At 67.4% G+C, this 18,210-nt stretch carries 17 protein-coding genes and 1 pseudogene; 7 read left to right on the forward strand and 11 right to left on the reverse strand.

Features of this window, described 5'->3' with window-relative positions:
- Positions 1–242 precede the first annotated feature (242 nt).
- The 7 genes from ACIBK0_RS39630 to ACIBK0_RS39660 form a co-directional block, all read right to left on the reverse strand.
- Positions 243–614, reverse strand: coding sequence for a LysR substrate-binding domain-containing protein (locus tag ACIBK0_RS39630; protein ID WP_399091206.1), 372 nt, complete (start codon positions 612–614; stop codon positions 243–245).
- A 3-nt stretch (positions 615–617) separates the two neighbouring features.
- Positions 618–1,505, reverse strand: a complete 888-nt coding sequence (locus ACIBK0_RS39635; protein WP_399091145.1) for an SDR family oxidoreductase — start codon at positions 1,503–1,505, stop codon at positions 618–620.
- 317 nt (positions 1,506–1,822) lie between these two features.
- Positions 1,823–2,764: an NADP-dependent oxidoreductase gene (locus tag ACIBK0_RS39640; protein ID WP_399091148.1), complete on the reverse strand. Its 942-nt coding sequence runs from the start codon at positions 2,762–2,764 to the stop codon at positions 1,823–1,825.
- Between the two features lie 383 nt (positions 2,765–3,147).
- Positions 3,148–4,047 (reverse strand): NADP-dependent oxidoreductase, encoded by a 900-nt coding sequence (locus ACIBK0_RS39645; RefSeq protein WP_399091150.1) that lies wholly within the window; start codon positions 4,045–4,047, stop codon positions 3,148–3,150.
- A 532-nt stretch (positions 4,048–4,579) separates the two neighbouring features.
- On the reverse strand, positions 4,580–5,227 hold the full coding sequence (locus tag ACIBK0_RS39650; protein ID WP_399091154.1) for a nitroreductase family protein: 648 nt from the start codon (positions 5,225–5,227) through the stop codon (positions 4,580–4,582).
- A 59-nt stretch (positions 5,228–5,286) separates the two neighbouring features.
- Positions 5,287–6,111, reverse strand: a complete 825-nt coding sequence (locus tag ACIBK0_RS39655) for an isocitrate lyase/phosphoenolpyruvate mutase family protein (RefSeq protein WP_399091157.1) — start codon at positions 6,109–6,111, stop codon at positions 5,287–5,289.
- Positions 6,112–6,406: 295 nt separating this feature from the next.
- Entirely contained in the window at positions 6,407–6,961 is a 555-nt protein-coding gene (locus ACIBK0_RS39660) for a carboxymuconolactone decarboxylase family protein (RefSeq protein WP_399091160.1), read from the reverse strand.
- Between the two features lie 769 nt (positions 6,962–7,730).
- Here ACIBK0_RS39660 and ACIBK0_RS39665 point away from each other — a divergent pair.
- On the forward strand, positions 7,731–7,859 hold the full coding sequence (locus tag ACIBK0_RS39665; RefSeq protein ID WP_399091163.1) for a hypothetical protein: 129 nt from the start codon (positions 7,731–7,733) through the stop codon (positions 7,857–7,859).
- A gap of 23 nt (positions 7,860–7,882) precedes the next feature.
- Positions 7,883–8,500, forward strand: coding sequence for a TetR/AcrR family transcriptional regulator (locus tag ACIBK0_RS39670; protein ID WP_381967313.1), 618 nt, complete (start codon positions 7,883–7,885; stop codon positions 8,498–8,500).
- A 98-nt stretch (positions 8,501–8,598) separates the two neighbouring features.
- Here the strand turns inward: ACIBK0_RS39670 and ACIBK0_RS39675 are convergent, their stop codons facing one another.
- A complete protein-coding gene (locus tag ACIBK0_RS39675) occupies positions 8,599–9,585 on the reverse strand; it encodes a PP2C family protein-serine/threonine phosphatase (protein ID WP_399091167.1) in 987 nt (328 codons plus the stop codon).
- A 23-nt stretch (positions 9,586–9,608) separates the two neighbouring features.
- On the reverse strand, positions 9,609–10,610 hold the full coding sequence (locus tag ACIBK0_RS39680) for a PAS domain-containing protein (protein WP_399091169.1): 1,002 nt from the start codon (positions 10,608–10,610) through the stop codon (positions 9,609–9,611).
- A 396-nt stretch (positions 10,611–11,006) separates the two neighbouring features.
- Between ACIBK0_RS39680 and ACIBK0_RS39685 the strand changes: the two genes are divergently transcribed.
- From ACIBK0_RS39685 to ACIBK0_RS39695, 3 genes are all read left to right on the forward strand, one after another.
- Complete coding sequence (locus ACIBK0_RS39685) at positions 11,007–11,678, forward strand: TetR/AcrR family transcriptional regulator (RefSeq protein WP_399091172.1); 672 nt, start codon at positions 11,007–11,009, stop codon at positions 11,676–11,678.
- Positions 11,679–12,517: 839 nt separating this feature from the next.
- Positions 12,518–12,901 carry an MmcQ/YjbR family DNA-binding protein gene (locus ACIBK0_RS39690; protein WP_399091175.1) on the forward strand — a complete coding sequence of 128 codons (384 nt, stop codon included), beginning with the start codon at positions 12,518–12,520 and terminating at the stop codon, positions 12,899–12,901.
- A gap of 125 nt (positions 12,902–13,026) precedes the next feature.
- Positions 13,027–14,328, forward strand: coding sequence for a PLP-dependent aminotransferase family protein (locus ACIBK0_RS39695; RefSeq protein WP_399091209.1), 1,302 nt, complete (start codon positions 13,027–13,029; stop codon positions 14,326–14,328).
- A gap of 356 nt (positions 14,329–14,684) precedes the next feature.
- Here ACIBK0_RS39695 and ACIBK0_RS39700 read toward each other — a convergent pair whose 3' ends face one another.
- Positions 14,685–15,944, reverse strand: coding sequence for an MFS transporter (locus ACIBK0_RS39700; protein ID WP_399091179.1), 1,260 nt, complete (start codon positions 15,942–15,944; stop codon positions 14,685–14,687).
- 591 nt (positions 15,945–16,535) lie between these two features.
- Here ACIBK0_RS39700 and ACIBK0_RS39705 point away from each other — a divergent pair.
- Both ACIBK0_RS39705 and ACIBK0_RS39710 read left to right on the forward strand, forming a co-directional pair.
- Positions 16,536–16,892 carry a zinc-binding dehydrogenase gene (locus ACIBK0_RS39705; RefSeq protein ID WP_399091182.1) on the forward strand — a complete coding sequence of 119 codons (357 nt, stop codon included), beginning with the start codon at positions 16,536–16,538 and terminating at the stop codon, positions 16,890–16,892.
- A 45-nt stretch (positions 16,893–16,937) separates the two neighbouring features.
- Positions 16,938–17,897, forward strand: coding sequence for a GNAT family N-acetyltransferase (locus ACIBK0_RS39710; RefSeq protein WP_399091185.1), 960 nt, complete (start codon positions 16,938–16,940; stop codon positions 17,895–17,897).
- Between the two features lie 161 nt (positions 17,898–18,058).
- On the opposite strand, the pseudogene ACIBK0_RS39715 reads toward ACIBK0_RS39710, so the two are convergent.
- Positions 18,059–18,210: pseudogene (locus ACIBK0_RS39715) on the reverse strand (IS110 family transposase); the annotation flags it as partial.

Consider the following 18,210-nt stretch of genomic DNA (forward strand, 5'->3'; position numbering starts at 1 on the left):
AGGCGGCGGGCCTGAGCCGACTCCTGCGCCCTGCTGTCACGGCGAACCGCAGGTGTGCGCGGCTGGGTACGGTGCCCGGTCCGGCTGGCGTTCGTTTTCAACGCGGCGCAGCCGGCCCTGCGGCGCGCCGGCCAGCACAGTGATCGAGGCCATGATTCTGCTGGCCGGCTGGGCTATGCGTCGATCGTGTTAGTTGACGGTGCGGTCATGTCGCAGCGTGGATTTCCTTGCCGGGTGCGGCGTTATGGCACCGCACGAAGCTGTGCGGCCTCGTGGCGGAGCGCCTTCACGGTGGCCGTCACCTCGGGAGAGCGGTTGCGGACCGTGACGGCGACAGTGGCTCGGCCGAGCCAGGCGGGGTCGTCGACGTGGACGGTGCGGACGCCGGTGGGGACCGCCGCGGCGGCCAGTTCGGGCAGTACGGCAACGCCGAGACCGGCGGCGACGAAACCCAGGCGAGTGGGCCATTCGCGGGCGGCGTAGGCGATCTGCGGGTGGTCGAGGGTTGGCCAGGCGCCGAACTGGGGGTCGTCGCGGAGGCCCTTGCCGACGATCCAGGCTTCGTCCCGCAGCTCGGTCTCACTCCTGATGTGGGCGTGACACTTTGGCGACAGCTCCTAGCCCAGGGCGGGATAGTCGCCAGCGGCGAGGTCCGCGATCAGGCTCGGGTGGGTGGGCTCCCAGCCGAACCGTCTCTGGGTCAGTGCACTCGAAGACGCCATGTCGAGCGCGAACAAGTGGCCAATGAGGCCGAAACTCTCAGGCGATGCCGACTCGACCGGCACCGCGAGCACGCCACCGATAACCTCGGCCAGCGACCGCATGGTGTCGCCCTCGTCGGCTACCGCGTGCAGGACCGAACCGGGTGCAGCGTCCTCCAGCGCGATGCGGAACAGCCGGGCGGCGTCGAGCCGGTTGACCGCCGGCCAGCGCTGCGTGCCATCGCCGACGTAGGCTGACACGCCTGATTTCTGCGCGGCGGCGATGAGCACGGAGCAGAAGCCGTATTGCGACGCCCGCTGATGCACGGAGCGCGGCAGCCGTACGACAGAGGAGCGGACGCCCTGGTCGGCAAGGGCCAGCACCATCTGTGAATTGAGGCCGCGGCCACCGACGGGACCGTTGGTGGTGTCGGGGTCCTCCTCGGTGGAGGTGTGGCCCGGCACCATCGGGGTGAGACCGGCATGCACAAATGGCTTGCCGCTGCCTGCGAGCGCGGCCGCGAAGGTCTGCAGGGCTTGTGTCTCCGCGTCGATGCACGGCCCCAGGTTGCTCCAGTCGTTCCCAAAGGCCAGGTTGATGACGCCTTCTGCCTGGGCGACGCCAGCACGGAGGCTGTCCAGGTCGATGAGGTCGCCGCGGAGCGGCGTCCCGCCCGCGACGGAAACGGCCGCGGCTGCGGCATCGGAACGGACGAGGCCGAGGACCTCGTGACCAGCAGCGATGAGTTCGGGAACTACGACTGAGCCGATGCTGCCGCTGGCTCCGGTAACGAACACGCGCATGGGAGGCTCCAGATGACTGCTGCGACGCTGCGTCGCAGGAAAGGAACTGACGGCCGAGCCGCCCGGGCCGGCGACTCTCATCTCTGAAATTCCCCCCCGACGAGGCGACCGTATCTCATCGACCCCACTCATCGCGCCGGGCACCTGATTGCCGCCGGGCAGGGGCAGCCACCTCAGCTCACGGCCATCGATGAGATGAAGAGCACCCGCGCCAGCTGGTAGCGCGGTCCGAACCTGACGCCATTCGGGGGGCTGTCGCCGGGGGTGTCCCGCGACGACATTCCCGGTCTCTGCGTGCGTGAGATGTCGTCCGCGGCTCACTGCATGCGGATGATCGTCTTTCCGTTGACTTTCTGGGCCGGGTTGAAGGCGGCGACAGCGTCGTCGAGGTCCGCGACCTGCCCGATATGCGTCCGCAGACGTCCCTCACGCACCCGCCGGGCGATCTCGCCCAGCTGGGCGCGGTCGGAGACGACAACGAAGTCGACCGCCAGGCCGTCGGCCGGCCGCACCTCCGGCGGGCCGGTGACGGTCACGAATGTTCCTCCGCCTCGCACCAGCCGGGCCGATCGAGCGCCGATGTCGCCGCCGAATACGTCGAAGACGAAGTCGACTCCGCCGACGTCTTCCAGCGTGTCGTTGTCGAGGTCTACGAACTCGTGCGCGCCGAAGTCGAATGCGCTCTGGCGGTGGGCGGCGCGTCCGGTGCCGATGACGTACGCACCGGCCTCCCGCGCGAGCTGAGCCGCCATCGATCCGACCGCGCCGGCGGCGCCGTGCACGAGCACGCTCTGCCCCACCGAGAGGTGCCCGTGCTCGAACAGTCCCTGCCAGGCAGTCAGGCCCGTCATCGCGACGCTCGCGCCGACCGTGAAGTCGACGTCACCGGGCAGCGGCGCGAGGTTGCGCGCCTCGACGACGACGTACTCCGCGAGGGTGCCGTCGCGGGTCCAGTCCGTGAGGCCGAACACGCGCTGCCCGACCGACAGCCCTGCCGTTCCATAGCTGAGCGAGGTGACCACGCCTGCCACCTCGTGTCCGGGGATCGAGGGCGTCCGATTCCGGCCGAGGCGATCGACCCAGGTCGAGGGCCACTCCAGCTCGTCCCCGGTGAAACCCGACGCATGAACTTCGACGACGACGTCGCCGTAGTTCGCGCCGTCAAGGCTGGCGAGCCGTGCCGTGTCCGGATCGGGCCGTTCAGCGAGTGTCATCCCCGCGGTTCCGGCGGTGGGGTCCGTGACCACGATCGCTTTCATAGGTGTTTCCTCTTTCTGCGCAGTCTCTGTCTGTCTCCGTCGTGACGTCGACGGGGCGGTGTGCGTGCCGGGCGCCACAATGTGCCGTCATGTCCGACCCGATGGGTGCGGTCGTCACGGCCGGGGCGCGCGGCCCCAGGGCCAAGTACGCGTCGATGACCAACTCATTCGAGGGCGTAGCAGCTCCGGCCAGCAGCTGCCCACTACCGCCCGGCGCTCGTGGGCAGCGGGTGCAGGGACGGCTCCGTTGCGGTCAACGCGGCCGACAGATGGGACGCGTCCAAGTCCCGCCACTGCATGGCCACGCCGATGCACAGTCTCACCACTGGCACCGTGCGGCGCGCGGTGGCTCAGCATTGGGGGTCGGCCGGCGCCCGGGATCGTCATGCTGGAATGAGCACGATCTTCCTTCCGCCCGCTCGTCCGGCGACCACCCGGGTGAATGCGGCCGGTCCCCCGCTCAGCGGCAGGGGTTCTGGTGCGAGTCGCAGGGTTCCATCGGCGGCCTGCCCCGCCAGCTGTGCCAGCTGCGTGCCATTGGGCTCGATGTAGAGGTCCCAGCTCGTGATGCCTCGTTCCGCCGGTGGCGCGTCCGAGGTCAGGGAGCACAGCCGGCCTCCGTCACGCACCAGGGGCAAGGCCGCGGCCGCCGTGCCGGCGGCGACGATGAGGGCAGCGTCGAACCCGCCGCGTACCGTGGCCGACCAGTTGGGGTCGTGGTAGTCGACGACCTCCGTCGCTCCCAGACCGAGCAGTCGCTCCGCGGCGGCAGCAGATGCGGTCGCGGTCACCTCGACGCCCTGGGCCGCGGCAAGTTGGACGGCCAGGGCTCCGGTGCCCCCGCCTCCGTTGGTGATCAGGAGCCGCTGTCCCCGGTTGAGGTCCAGCTTTTCCAAGGCCTGCAGCGCGGTGAGCCCGTTGACGGGCAGCGCCGCTGCGTGGGCGGCGTCCAAGCCTGGCGGGCAGGCCGCCGCGTGATCCGCGTTGATCAGAACGCGTTCGGCCCAGAAGCCGCTTCCTCCGGGCAGCGGGGCTTCGTGCGCGAGCACGCGGTCGCCTACGGCAAACCGGGTGACGCCCGCGCCGACGGCCAGCACCTTGCCTGCGCCCTCCACTCCCAGCGCCGCCGGGAGTCGCAGCCCCACGTCCCAGCGAGCGTCGATTTCGAGTTCGTCCCACGGGCCGACCCCGGCGGCCTCAACCGCGACCAGGATCTGGCCCGGCTCGGGAGATGACGGTTCGGGCAGTTCCAGCAGGGCGACTTCCGTCTCTGCCGTGGACACTCCGCATGCCTTCATAGTGGATCGTTGTCCTCTCACTCGGTCCGGCCGACCAGGAGGTACGGGCCGGAAATTGAAATCCGGCAGCGGTGTCGAAGGGGGACATTCCGCACGCCTTCACGGTAGATGTTTGTCCTCGCGCTCAGTTCGACCGACCGGTTCCGGATCCGCAGCGCTTCGGGCAGCAGAGTTGCCTCCAACGGCAGGTTCCGCCCCGCCGACGTACTCGCCGCCCTCTGTCTGAACCTGCCGGGATCGAGGCAGTGGCGCTCGACGAGCGGTACGTCGTGGCTGTCGAGACGCTGCGGAAGGTGCTGCCCAGCCGTTCGGTGCCGGCGAGACGGCGTCCTACTCGGGGGCGGCCTGACTCTCGCCGACACCCACGACCAGCGAATCTGTGCTGAGCAGTTCGACGGCACCACGCGGATCGGAGAACCCGCTGCCGATGACCGGCGGCTCGGGCCGCCGGTCTGGCTCTCCGGGATGGGCCGGCCTCGAGGACCAGGGGTCCCCGAGTTCCCGGTGCCGCGGTCGTCTAGACGAACGTGAACAGCTGGTCGGTCTCGAAGCGTGAAATCGGGCTGCCGTACGCCTTCGCCGGGTCGGGGTAGCCGAGGGCCAGCAGCACCGTCGTGGTGTGTCCGGTTTCGCGGATCTTGAACGCCTTGTCGACGCTGGTCGGGTCGAAGCCTTCAAGCGGCATGGCTTCGACGCCGAGCTCAGCAGCCGCCATCATGGTCAGACCCATCGCGAGGTAGGTCTGCTTTTCCATCCAGTGGTTCAGGTCCTTGTAGCCGTAGTTGCGCAGGTTGAGGAAGTCGCGGGTCATCGACTCCCACCGCGCCTGCTTGGCCGGGTCGGGGAACCGGCCGTCGGCCCGCTCCTTGTCGAACACCGCCTGGAGGTGGCTTTCGGGAAGGTCCGCCCTGGTGGTGAGGATGACGGTGTGTGAGGCGTTCAGGATCTTCTCGCTGTTGTCCTGGAATCGTTCGCCGAGGTTGGCCGCCAGCCGCTCCTTGCCTTCGGGCGTGGCGAGGACGTAGAAGTGGTTGGGCTGCACGTTCGTCGACGACGGCGTCGAGCGCAAGAATCCCAGCAGTTTCTGGAGTGTCTCCTCGGGGATCGTCTTGCTGGGGTCGAAGTACCTGGTGAGGTGCTTGTTCATGAGCTTGCCGAGATCCATGTCATCCTGCCTTTGTGTTGTGATCGCTAATGAACAGTCAGTGATTCGTGCTGATCGGGTTAGTTCTTGCCGCGGGCGAGCAGTTCGTTGACACGGGCGAACTTCATGCCCGTCGTCGCCGAGGCGAGGTCGCCTGCGAGGAGCGCCTTCGCGGCCTCTTCGGCCGCCCCCATCGCGTGGGTGTAGAGCATCGGACCCAAGCTGATGCGCTTAACCCCGGCCTGCTGCAGTTCGGCGACGGTGAGCACCTTGTCCGACGGAGACACCAGGACGTTGACCGGTGTCGGGGCGACCGCGGTGACGATCGCAACGAGTGCGTCGAGGTCGGGCGGGAACGGCGCGTAGACCACATCTGCGCCCACCTCAGCGAAGGCCGTCAGACGCCGGATGGCGTCGTCGAGATCGGGTCGGCCCTGGATGAAGTTGTCGGTGCGCCCGGTGACGACAATGCGTCCCTTTGAAGCGGCGACGGCGCTGCGTACGCGACTGACTGCTTCGTCGAAGTCGCGGATCGGCATGTCGGGATCGCCCGAGGTGTCCTCCACCCCGATGCCGGCCAGCCCGGACTCCACGGCGGCCTCGACGGTCGCGGCGACGTCTTCGCGCGTGTCGCCGTATCCGTCCTCGAAGTCTCCGTTGACGGGCAGCCCTGTGAGGCGGCCGAGCAGCCGCGCGTGCTCCAGGTGCTCTTCGCGGGTGACTCGGTGACGCCCGTCGAGGCGGCCGAGTGTGGCGGCGATCGCCGCGGACGATGTCGCGATCGCCTCGAAGCCGGCGTCGGCCAGCATCAGGGCCGAGAGGCCGTCCCACGCGTTGGGCATGACGAGGCCACCGTCGCGGGTGTGCAGCGCCATGAATTGCTCATAGAGTTCGGAGCCCGGCATGTCGAGCCTTCCTGAATGATCGTTGACTCAGTGGGGGGTTGCCGACTGCGTGCCTGAGCCGCGTCGGGGGTTACAGAGATCAACCGGCGGGTGGGGTGTTGCCGGCGGCCGCGTGGCGTTTCCTGACGCAGCCCGGCCTCAACAGACGAGATGACGCGGGCCGTCGACGATTTCTACGGACTCGACGAGGCGGGTCCGGCGCGTGGCCCTCGTCCACCGGAGCTCCCATGTATCCCGCAGCACGGTGGTGGGACTTTCCGCGGGCCGCCGGGGGCGGCGGTTCGGGGGGCGGGGTTCACTGGGGCACGGTCGTATCGACCGGGTCGACGGCGGGGATGTCGAGGTCGGTCTGGTTGACGTTGTTGATGAAGTTGGTGAGCAGGAACTGCACCGCCACCGCGACGATGGCCAGGATCTGCGCGTCGGTGTATCCGGCGCCTCGTACGTCCGCGAGGTCGGTGTCGCTGACCTGCCCGCGGCTCTCGACCACCTGCTGCGCGAAGCGGGCGGCCGCGGCACGTTTGGGATCGAGTGAGCTGCCCACGCGGGCGAGCTTGATGTCGTCGTCCGACATGCCGCCGAATTCGGTCGCGACGTGGGTGTGCATCGCCAGGCAGTAACTGCAGCCGTTGGCCTGCGACACGGCCAGGGCGATGCTGTGCCGGGTCCTCCCGTCGAGAACCCGGCTCAGGGTGCCTTGCAGAGTCGTGACGACCTCCAGAACGGCCGGGTTCGACGCGAGGGTCTTGAACATGTTCGGGATGAAGCCCAGCTGCGCACCCACGTTGCCGAGTATCTGCTGCGCGCCGGCAGGCACGTCCTCTGGAGCGGGAACGTTCAGTCGTGACACGGTGAATCGACCTCTGATCGGGGTGTGAATAGTCGTCGAGCCCGAGCCGGGCTCGTAGTGCTTCGGAGCTCCGCCGCAGGCTCTTCCTGCGCCGGCCGCAACCTCGACGGTCGCGTCGGTTGCGCCCGGTGGCCTGCAAGGGTGGCGACTCCGTCGGTGCCGAGTTCCGGATCTCTTCATCGCCTCGGACACCACATAGAAAGGACTATACAGACCAGAAACGTCTGTGCAACCCCACTCCCGGAAGGGAAGGGTCCGCCAGGTTTGCTGCGGGCGGGTCGAGATCGAGCCTCGTCATTAAATGTGCAGGTCAAAGCTGCAGGTGAGCTTCGTTGTGAGCGACTGTGCCAGTCGGACCGCGCGGGCTCGCGTCGGCCTGACTCGATCCGGATCGATTGACTGAGTGGACTATTTAGTCCAAGCTAGATTGAGGGCTCGGCAGGAACGACGACAAGACCTGCCGGCTCTGCCTGCACCTCCATCTCGCATCCGTCCACGATGAGGTACTGGTTGACATGGCTGTCGCAGCACAGGTCATCGACGCCAGGGTGTCGCGCCGCCTCGGCGCCTACCTCGATGCGTCACGACCCCGGGCTGCACCGCGCCGGCCCTCTCCGTCACTGCGTCAGGACGGAACCCTGCAGGAGGTTTTCGCCGAGAGGCCCGGCAAGCCCCGGACCGCGGGGCGCCGCGGCGGGCGGCCGCGGAACTGGGCGATGTCGGCCAGGTCCGGTCCTGGCTTACAGGCCGCGACGTCAGGGATACCTGCGTGAAGAATCACAAGGGCGTCATCTCTCGCCGGTCGGCCTTTATGGTCGTATTGGTGCCACAACTGATCCGCCTGGAGATCGAGGCCACCGCGCTTGTGATGCGCTCCACGGCTGAGCAGCACGAGTGAGTAACGTGCCTGAGGGAGACACCGTGTCCGCAACCAGCGATGTTCGCCGCACGCCACGCGGCCTGGAGACCCGTTCACGGATCGTTGATTCGGCGGCCAAGCTGTTTTATGTCAGGGGCGTCAACGCCACCACGCTCGATGACGTCCGGCTGGCGAGCGGAACGAGCAAGTCGCAGTTGTACAACCACTTCGAGGACAAACGCGCGCTGATCCACGCCGTGATCGACGTGCAGTCGAAGTTCGTCCTCGCCCGCGAGGAACAGCACCTGCGCGGTGTGAAGACCCTCGCCGGTCTGCGCCGCTGGCGCGACGCCCTGGTCCACGCCAACTCACTGCAGGACGGCTCGTATGGGTGCGCGCTGGGAGCGATGTCGATTGAGCTGTCCGACAACGATGAGCAGTCCCGCCAAGCGCTCAACGCATCATTCGATGCCTGGCAACGGATGCTCGTCGAGACACTGACCCGGCTCCGCGTCCTCGGCGTACTCTCCGAGGACGCCGACCCACAACGCTTGGGCACTGGTCTGCTGGCCGCTCTGCAGGGAGGTTACGTGCTTGCACAGAACGCGCACAGCTCCGAGCCGATGGCCGTCGCGCTGGACATGGCGCTGGACCACATCGCGTTCTTCGCTCGCAACTGAGCCCACCTTCGCGGTTCGAGGAGCGCGTTCGGCTCCGCCGCCACCTGTCTGGAGCAGCTACCTGTACGACCTTGCCCGGCGCACGGACGCATCGAGTCTCATGCGCGCCGGATGACCAGCGCAGCCACGTCGTCCAGGTGGTCCACCGCGACAGCAGCGTCGAGGACGCGGTCAGCGGTCTCCTCGGCATTCAGCCCCTCGTGGAGGGCCGCGCCAGCCAGTGTTCCGGCTCGTTCCAGTCCGGCCTCCAATGTGAGGCCCGGTCCTTCGACCACGCCGTCGGTGACCATGACCAGCGCGCTGTCCTCGTGCAATGCGAAGGTCTCCTCGCCGTACTCGGTGCCGAGCACGACTCCTAGCACCGGGCCTCCCGGCAACTCGTGGATGCTGCGGCTGCCGTCGTCGCGTGCATACAGCAACGGCACATGGCCAGCGCTCGCACCGGTGACCCGTCCGTCGCCTGGGTCGATACGCAGCATGGTGCAGCTGGCGAATCGTGCTGCGCCCATCGTGACGAGCAGCTCGTTGGTGCGAGCCAGCACGGTTGCGGGACCCGGTTCGTGGGCGGCGATCGCGCGCATGGATGCGCGCACCTGTCCCATGAAGGCGGCGGCGTCCACGTCGTGCCCTTGGGCGTCGCCGATCTCCAGGGCGACGGCACCGTCCGGCATGACGAAGGCGTCGTACCAGTCTCCGCCAATATCGAGCCCGTCGCGGCTTGGTCGGTATCGGGCGGCGACCTCCAGGCCGGGGAGGTGCTCGGGCAGCGTGGGGAGCATGGTCTGTTGGAGCGCCGTGGCCAGCTCGACTCGTGCCTCTTGCAAGCTAACGCGTTTCAGTGCCTGGCCTGCAAGATCGGCAAGAGTACCCATGAGGGCGCGCTCATCCGGGGACGAGTGATGTTCGCTGTCGTAGGTCACCAGCCAGGCCCCGAGCGGCTGATCGCCGATCGGGCTGAGGGAGGTGATCGAGATGGCGAAGCCGGAGTCGAGCTGGTCGAAGTACGGCACCATGGCCCCGTGCGGCCAGCGGCGGATGTAGTCCTCCTGGTTGGGAATGAACTGCGGCTCGCCAGTGCGGATCACATAGGGCAGCGCGCTGGGGGCGTCTAGCGGCAGGCCTTGCAGGCGGCCACCGGTATCGGGATCCCGGCATCGGAGGAAACGCGTAGGCGGCCTTGCGTGATGAACGCTAGCGCGGCGCCGGTACCACCGAATGTCGCGGCGAGCCGGGTCAGGACGACCTGCCGTACTTCTTGCTCCGTGACTGCAGTCATCACGGCGGAAGAGAAGGCCGCGATCTCGTCGGCGCGCTGACGCTCAGCACTCAGCGCGTCCTTCGCTCTGCGTCTGCGCGCTTCCCTCTTGGTGTCATCGCGGATCACTCCGAAGACCCGCTCAGGGCCGCCAGACCCCAGAATGAGCCGACGGGCCCGGCAGACCAGAAGGTGCCAGCCATCGCGCTCGGTAAGGAACCGCAACCTGATCCAGGGGGACCGGGCGGCCGTCGAACGCACGAGCCGCCGCAGCGCCCCGCGGTCACCGGGGTGGACTCGCCGAACCACCTCGGACAACGACATAGAGGCCTCCGGGAACAGCGCCGCCAAGGCGGGTGCACCACCCAGCCACTCCAGCTCGCGCTCCTGGGGTGAATACATGCACAGACCGAGGTTGGCGGCCTTGGCTGCCAGACGGAACGGGATCAGCAGGGCGCCCAAGTCGTTTCCCGCGTTCAATGAGTGCACCCACACCAGCGACTCGCCACCTACGGGATCATTCACTGGTCGTGCCTCGACAAGGCAGACGACAGATGCTGTACCTGGCCCGGGGAACTCCAGCACCCGCATCGCAACCGTCTTCGTCGTGGCGGCGTGGGCCACGAGACTCTTGACCGCAGTCAGCTGGCTTGCGGGCAACAGATCACCGAAGCCACGACCCACGCGCTGCTCCACGGACCTGCCCAGTGTCCTGGCCATTGCCGCGTTGAGGCTGCGGATCGCTCCGTCCAGGGTCAAAAGAGCCGACGGTGTAGCCATCTGAAGAAGTTCGTCCGAGGCGTCCATTTGTCGCTCACCCTCATCGTCGAGCGATATGACCTCGTCGTCCTTCATCAACTATCTGCCGCAGAGCAGGCCTCGTCCACGCGGCCGGTCATTCTGGGGCGGCACCGGCCGACTGCGTGTATCGACGAACGCCTACGATCGTCCTCCCGGTGATCCGCTCGGTCGGATCGAAGGCGACAGCGGCGTCATCGCGGGTCGGGACGTTGCCGATGGTCACGTGCGCCTGGTCAATGGGGAGGGGACAAACAGAGGGGCGGGGACCGCTTCGGCCTCAGAGGCGGCGCCGGGGGCCTGGATCGTCCCGTGGTAGTGCCGGCCCGGAACCCAGGCGCACTCGGCCGGGTGCGGCTCCGGCCGGTCCCGCCGCCCGGGAGGCGCACAGAAAAAAGGACCTTGAGGTCCCTTTTCAATCCTGCTAGCCTACGCAGCGGTAATCTGGCCTATGTGGCGGAACAGGCGCGCGACAGAAACGACTCCCGGCTGACTGAGCGCGGGCGGGCGACTCGGGAGCGCATTTTGAAGGCTGCCGCCGACATGATGTACGTCAGGGGCGTGTCTGCCACGACCCTCGACGAGGTCAGGGCGGCCAGCGGAACGAGCAAATCCCAGCTCTACCGCCACTACCCCGACAAGGATGCACTGGTGCGGGACGTTGTCGCCTTGCAAGCTGCTGAACTGCTCAAACGTCAGCACCAGCTACTTCAGCGGCTCAACTCCCTCCGCGGGCTGGAGCGCTGGCGGGACGTGCTGATCGAACACAACGCGCTCCGAAACGGGGCGTACGGCTGCCCGCTCGGATCCCTTGCAAGCGAGTTGGCCGATCAGGACGAAGAGGCACGCGAGGCGCTCGCCCGGCACTTCGACAGCTGGGAGGGACTACTCGAGGCCGGGCTCGAGCGAATGAAGGACTCGGGAGTCCTCAGGGCCGACGCAGATGCCAAAGAGCTGGCCACCGGCCTCATGGCCGCCCTTCAGGGTGGCTACCTCCTTGCGCAGACAGCCCAGGACGTCAAACCCATGAGGATCGCCCTGGACATGGCGATCGGCCACGTCAAGGCCTATACCGTGCCTGCCGAGGACACCAGTCCACCGGCGGAAGGCCCTTCAGGGCACTAAGCCGTCTGCGGCAGAGCGGCACCAAGAAATCCTGGTGCCGCACCGCAGGCGGTCGCGTCGCAGTCTCCGGCACCGGACCTTCACCGCCTCCCGACATCCATAGCCGGGCCGGACGGGGGTTTGCCGGCAGAAGGAGGCGTCCGACCTCACATTCCGTGCCCGGCGTAGCCCCTTCTGCGCCTGTGCGTAGCCCAGCCTCAAGTCAAAAGCGGAGGCCCTCTCAGCAAGAGAGGACTATTTGGTCCTGAAAAATGGCCGACTTGCGGTACGTTTGGAGAGAGCGGTCTCCTGCGGACAGCTGAGCGGTCAAGCCTCACAAGGATCTCCAGGACGGTAAGCACCATGCACGTGGACGTCCAGTGCTCAATGGTCGGTCCCGTCCGGCTACGCAAACAGGGGGTCGAGGCCGGAGCCGGTCAGCCGGGGCAGCGCGCTGTCCTAGCTGCGCTGTTGCTCAGGCCAGGCAAACCGGTGAGCGCCTCGAAACCGGCGGAGCACGTGCCCGGCGGCGACGCCCCTCCAGCCGCCGCCGGTTACGTTCGCGCGTACGCCTACCGCCCCAGGCAGGCACTGAGGGAGCAGAGCAACAGTTCCGTGAGCCTGATAGACGGGGGCTGCCCGCGGCAGAGCCAACGGGACGCTCTAGACCTGAACAGGTTCACGGAGGTGACGGCAAGAGCGTGGAAGGCCCGCAGCGCCGACGGCCTGGCATCTGTGGCGGGCCTTCTCGCCCAGGACCTCGGGAGCGCCAACGCCGCGCCGTCAGGCGGTCGCCGGAACCCACCTTGGGGCCTTGGCCGGTCGGCCGGGGCACTCGATTGATAGAGGAGTTGATCACCATGGACGGACAGAAGCTGCAGAAGATCGCGGGCGACTGCACCGTGGAACTGCCCGGCGCCGACCTGGAGCATCGTTTCGGCCCCGACTGGGACCTCTACAAGGTGCGCGGCAAGGTTTTCATGCTCATGACCGACATGCCGGGGCACCCTGTCGTGATCCTGAAAGCTGATCCGGACGACGCCGCAGCCCTACGTGAACGGCACACAGACATCACCCCCGGCTATCACATGAACAAGAGGCACTGGATCACGGTGGAAGGCGGGGGCACCGTCGACGAGAAGCTGGTGAAGGAACTCGTGATCGACTCCTACCGTCTCGTGGTCGGCCGACTTCCCAAATCCGAGCAGCCTGTGGATCCGCACACCTACGGCCACCGGGCCTGACCTCCGCCATGCCCGTCGAGCCCCTCGCCGCCCGCGGTACGACCAGTCCAGAGCGGCTACGGCAGGCCTTTGAGAGTGATCTGATTCGAGCTGGACGGGGTGTGCGCCGCGCGCTGGCCGCAGCCATGCGCGACGCTGTCCGCAGCGGCCGCCTGGCACCCGGCACACGGCTGCCCTCCTCCCGCCAACTCGCCGCCGACCTCGGGCTTGCCCGCAACACCGTGGCTGACGCCTATGGCGACCTCGTCGCCGAGGGATGGCTTACCGCCCGCAGAGGCTCGGGCACACTCGTGGCAGACAGAACGATCACTCGACCGGTCTCGGTCCGCTCGTCCGCCCAGCCGCCCGGTGAACCTTGCTACGACCTGATCCCAGGCAACCCCGACCTCACCGCTTTTCCTCGTGCAGCCTGGCTGAGGGCCACACGCCGCGCCCTGGCCGCGGCTCCCGACGACGCGTTCGGCTACGGTGACCCCCGCGGCCGGCCAGAGCTACGGGCCGCACTCGCAGACCATCTCGCACGAGCCCGGGGCGTATACACGAGTCCGGAGCACATACTGATCTGCGCCGGCATCTCCCACGGCCTGCAGATCCTGAGCAAAGTCCTGGCCGGCCGTGGGGCAAGGAATGTCGCCGTCGAGTCCTACGGCCCAGACAGGCACCGCGGCCTGCTGGCGGCTGCCGGGCTGGAGACCCTCTCGCTTCCCCTGGATACTCACGGGACCTACCCGGTCCCGCCTGACGGCACCGATACGGTCCTGCTCACACCGGCTCACCAATTCCCTGTGGGCACGACACTGCAGCGCGATCGCCGGACGGCAGTCGTGGACTGGGCCAGACGGACAGGCGGGCTGGTCCTGGAGGATGACTACGACGGTGAGTTCCGGTTCGACCACCAGTCCGTCGGAGCGCTCCAGGGACTCGCTCCAGACTGCGTGGTCTATCTGGGTACCGCCAGCCAGACCCTTGCTCCTGGCCTGCGGCTGGCCTGGATGGCGCTGCCTCCCACGCTCGCTGAGGAAGCTGTGGCGGCCAAGGGACAGACCGACTCGTCCGAGGTATTGAGCCAGCTGGCCATGGCGGAATTCATCACCTCCGGCGCCTACAGCCGTCACGTACGTGCTGCCCGTCGGCGCTACCGCGATCGGCGGGACTCTCTGGTCACAGCCCTGGCCCAGCACGCCCCGAAGGTGCGCGTCACAGGGACAGCGGCTGGCCTGCATACCGTGCTCAGTCTGCCGCCCGGGACCGAGCAGCGCGTCCTTCAGTCGGCGACCCAGCAGGGACTCAAAGTGGCTGGCCTGTCTCGATACCGCCATGCACGGTCCCTGCACGTCATGGCCGATGCCCTCGTCGTGGGATACGGGGGGCCCTCCGACGCTGTGTGGCCTCAGGCACTCTCCGCGCTCATGCGGATCCTTTCCTGACGCGCCCCCAAGTGGCCGGGCACTCGAACGCGTCTCTTTCTAGGTGCGACGTCTCACGTCACAGCTGCCTGGGGTGCGCCGTCAGGAATGCACTCACAGATTGGGCTGGCCGGCGTGTTGCGCAGGCTTCGAGACAGTCACGCGCTTCCTCCCGAGGCGCCGATCGACCAGCTCGCGACCGGGCAGGTATATCGAGAGCCTGTCCGCCCGCTGATTCCACTCCGGACCGAGCCACGGATGGGGATGTGATCCTCGCCGAGGCCCGTTCGGGCCGATGAAGCAGCACGTGCGATCCGCGGGGCGACAGGCAGGCGTGGACGAGTACTGGCGGCGGCCTTGTTCGGCGTCAAGTGCCGTCAGGGTGACGGCGAGATTTGCCGTGAGCACTCATCGTGCTGACTGGTCGTGTCGGTGTGCGGATTGCGTGCCGCGATGACGGTGAACAAGGTGGCGACGAGGGCAAAAGCGCCGTAGCCGAGCGCGATCTTCGGCAGCGAAAAGGCGTTGGCCAGTTGGCCGGTGATGAGGCTGGGAATGGTCGCGCCGCTGTAGCTGAGGAGATACACCACGGCGAAGATCGGTGCCCGGTCTGCCAGGCTGCTGCCGGACAGCAGGCTGCGGGTGGTGCCGCTGATGGCGATGCCCTGACCGGCCCCGGCGACGATAGTTGCGGCGATGAACAAGGGAAGTGCACCGGTGGCGATCGCTGTGATGATGCCGATCCAGCCGGCGAAGAAGGCCGCCATGCCGATGCGTTGAGCTCCCGCCGGTGCGAATCGGCCACTGAGGGGAGCGCCCAGAGCACTGGGGGCCATGTAAGCGGCGAACACCAGGCCCAGGACGAGTGAACTGTGTGTGCGGAGCTGGTCTTCGACCAGCGCGGGAACGAAGGCTTGGTAGAACGCCCCGGTCGCCCAGGTGGACAAGAGGACTGCGGCCGTTACGGCTAGCAGATGCCTGACCCGGACCGGTACGCGGACAGTGGGCTTCAGTGATCGCCACGCGCCGGGGACGGGGGCTACGGTGTCCGGGCTGATGGCGATGAGCACGGTGGACAGCAGGAGCAGGCCGACGGAAATGAGGTAGATGAGGTCGCGTGGCCAGGGGCCGAACTGGACCAGGGCACCGGAGGCGATGGCGCCTATGGCAAGGCCGAGCATGACTGTCTGGCTGGACGCGACTGAGGCCAGCCAGGCCGGCTTTGCGGGTGCGGTGTCGACGATGTACGCGGTGAGGCTGCTGCTGGCCAACCCGGCCCCCAGACCCATCAGGAGCCGGCCGGCGATCAGGACGGCTATGTGGTGCACGTTCAACAGCACCAGGCAGCCCAGCACGAGCAGGCCGAGGCTGGCCAGGGCCGCGAGCCGCCGGCCCACATGGTTGGACAGCCGTCCCAGTACCAGCAGGGTGCTGATCGTGGCGGCGGAGTAGGCGACGACTGTCATCGAGATGCCCGCGTTGGTGAACCCGTCCTGGGCCCGGTAGACGTTGAACAGGGGGATCGTCGAGCCCACCGCGGCAAACGCGGCCGCCAGGGAGAGCACCGCGGACAGGAATGCAAGCCGGAATGTTCTGCCCTGACGATCCTGATTGGGCGCTGGGGCCAGATTGTGCATCGAGCAGTGTCCTTTTCTCGTTCTGAATCAGGCAGCGCACCGGCTTCTGTCGTGGGCGGTGACAGTCGGCCCTGCGACTGCTGGCTCCTGCGAGCTCCGTCTGCGCGTCACGGCTGTGGTTCGCCCCGTAGGTTCGCCTGGCCCGTCGATCATGCAGCAACGGGACTGTTTCGTCCAGACTGAGGCGCGCGTCAACGAACGCACCCCTTGACCTGCGCTCGCCGGCGCTTCCGCGCGAGGCTCTGACTAATGTGGCGCTTGGACCCAGTAATCGGTGATCGGGTGCGTCCGCACACGGGACCACCTGCCATCACCCCGCAGCACTTCCACCCTCCCATCTTTGGACTCTTGCGTCCACTTTGGGGTTAGGGTGAAGGTAGTGACTCGAGGGCCGAGCCGAGATCGCAGCAGCCCGTTGGATTGGCCGGCTCTGGTGGGACGGTCCGTGCCGCGCAGGCAGGGAACCGGAGACAGGGAGGCGTCTCGTGAAGGCGATTGTGGTGACGGATCAGGCGGCGGTAACGGCCGGAATGACGCTGACCGATCGTCCGGAGCCGAAGGCCGCGGGCAACGACGTGCTCTCAGGCCGCGATGGAATTCGGGGCGCAGGAGTTCGTCGACCTCGGCAGCGACGCACTGGAAGACGTCGGCGGCGTCGACCTGGTCTTCGACGTGATCGGTGGTGCCATCGGGAAGCGGTCGGCGGGGCTGGTACGAGCAGGCGGGATGCTGGTGACCATCGCCGGCCCGGCCGAGACGCAGCCGAAGGACGGCCTGGCGGTCGACTTCGTCGTCGAAGCCGACCGCGCACAGCTGGCTGAGGTCGTCCAGCGCGTCCGGGACGGACGTCTGCGCACGAACATCGGCCAGGTCGTCACCCTCGACGACACCGTTTCCGCTTTCAACCCGGCCGAGCGGGTCAAAGGCAAGACCATCGTTCGCCCATGAGGCCACCGCACATGCCCGGACACAACCAGCAAAGGACCACCCCGCATGACCAGCCCAACCGAGCCGAACCGCTCGACCGTCGGCGACGTCGAGAGGGCAGACCCAGGCCTCCTCGCTCAGGATCAGGCCGTCCTCATCGACGATGCCAACGATAATCCCCGTGCTCCCGCGTTCGATTTCGACGTCGTCAACGACGAGAAGACCGGTGTCTACGAGGCCAAGGCCGGCGACACAGAGGTGGCAGGACTGACCTACAAGGCCGCCGGCGAGAACCGGCTCGTGCTGCTGGCCACCTCAGTGATCCCCGAGTTCCGCAACCAGGGGATCGCCACCGAGCTGATCCGACGCGTCCTGGACGACGTGCGCGCGCACGGAAAGACGGTCACCATCACGTGCCCGATCGTGCGTACTTTCATCGAGCGCCACCCGGCGTACGCCGACCTCATCGACCCCGAGCACCCGGGAGCCAAGAGAGTCACACCGGTCATAGACCAGCCCTTCAGGCTTCCTCGGGGAGAAGGTATGAGAGTGACGACGAGCGTCGAGGCCGAGGCAGCTGCCCGGGAAGAGAACAACGCGACGCTCATCGCCGCATTGGACAAGACAGGTCTCAGCGAGGTGGCGTCGAGCTGGGAGCTTGATGTCGTCAATGACACGGAGCGCAGCCGATGGTTCGCGGCTATCGGACCCGAAGCGATCGCGGAACTCTCGTACCGGTTCGTTGGCGGCCGCGTCGTGTTGTTGACGACCTGGGTCGACCCCGCCTACCGCCACCACCGGGTCGCCACGGAGCTCATCGCGCGCGTGTTGGACGAGATCCGCCCAACCGGAAAGAAGATCACCGTCATCTGCCCGGTCGTGGGCGAGTTCATCTCCCGCAACCCGCAATACCGCGATCTCATCGACAAGGTCCATCCGGGTTCCGGCGCCTACCCCCAGCACAGGCCCGCAGGCGGGGCGGACGACCAGAAACAGACCGCCGCGTTCGAGAACGACCTGACATAGCCGCCCGGTATCCGAACGCGGTTCGACTCGTCGAGCGTGCATGGACTGCCAGCCGCGGAGGAACAGCGGCGCTGTCGCTCACCGGGCAAGGTAAGAAGTTGTTGTCTTTCCGGACTTGAGGGCGGCGTTTTGGCTGGTCAGACACCCCATGTCGTTTGGTGTCAAGCGGCATGGAGGTGGGCGTGGTGTGACCAGGCGGTCGCTTCGTCGTAGAGGGGGCGGGTCTTGAGGCATCCGTGGAGGATGCCGACGAGGCGGTTGCCGACCTGTCGGAGAGCGGGGTTGTAGCCGGCCTCGCGGGCGCGCTGCTTGT

Source organism: Streptomyces sp. NPDC050564 (genome assembly GCF_044457265.1).
In the GTDB taxonomy this organism is placed as follows: Bacteria; Actinomycetota; Actinomycetes; order Streptomycetales; family Streptomycetaceae; genus Streptomyces.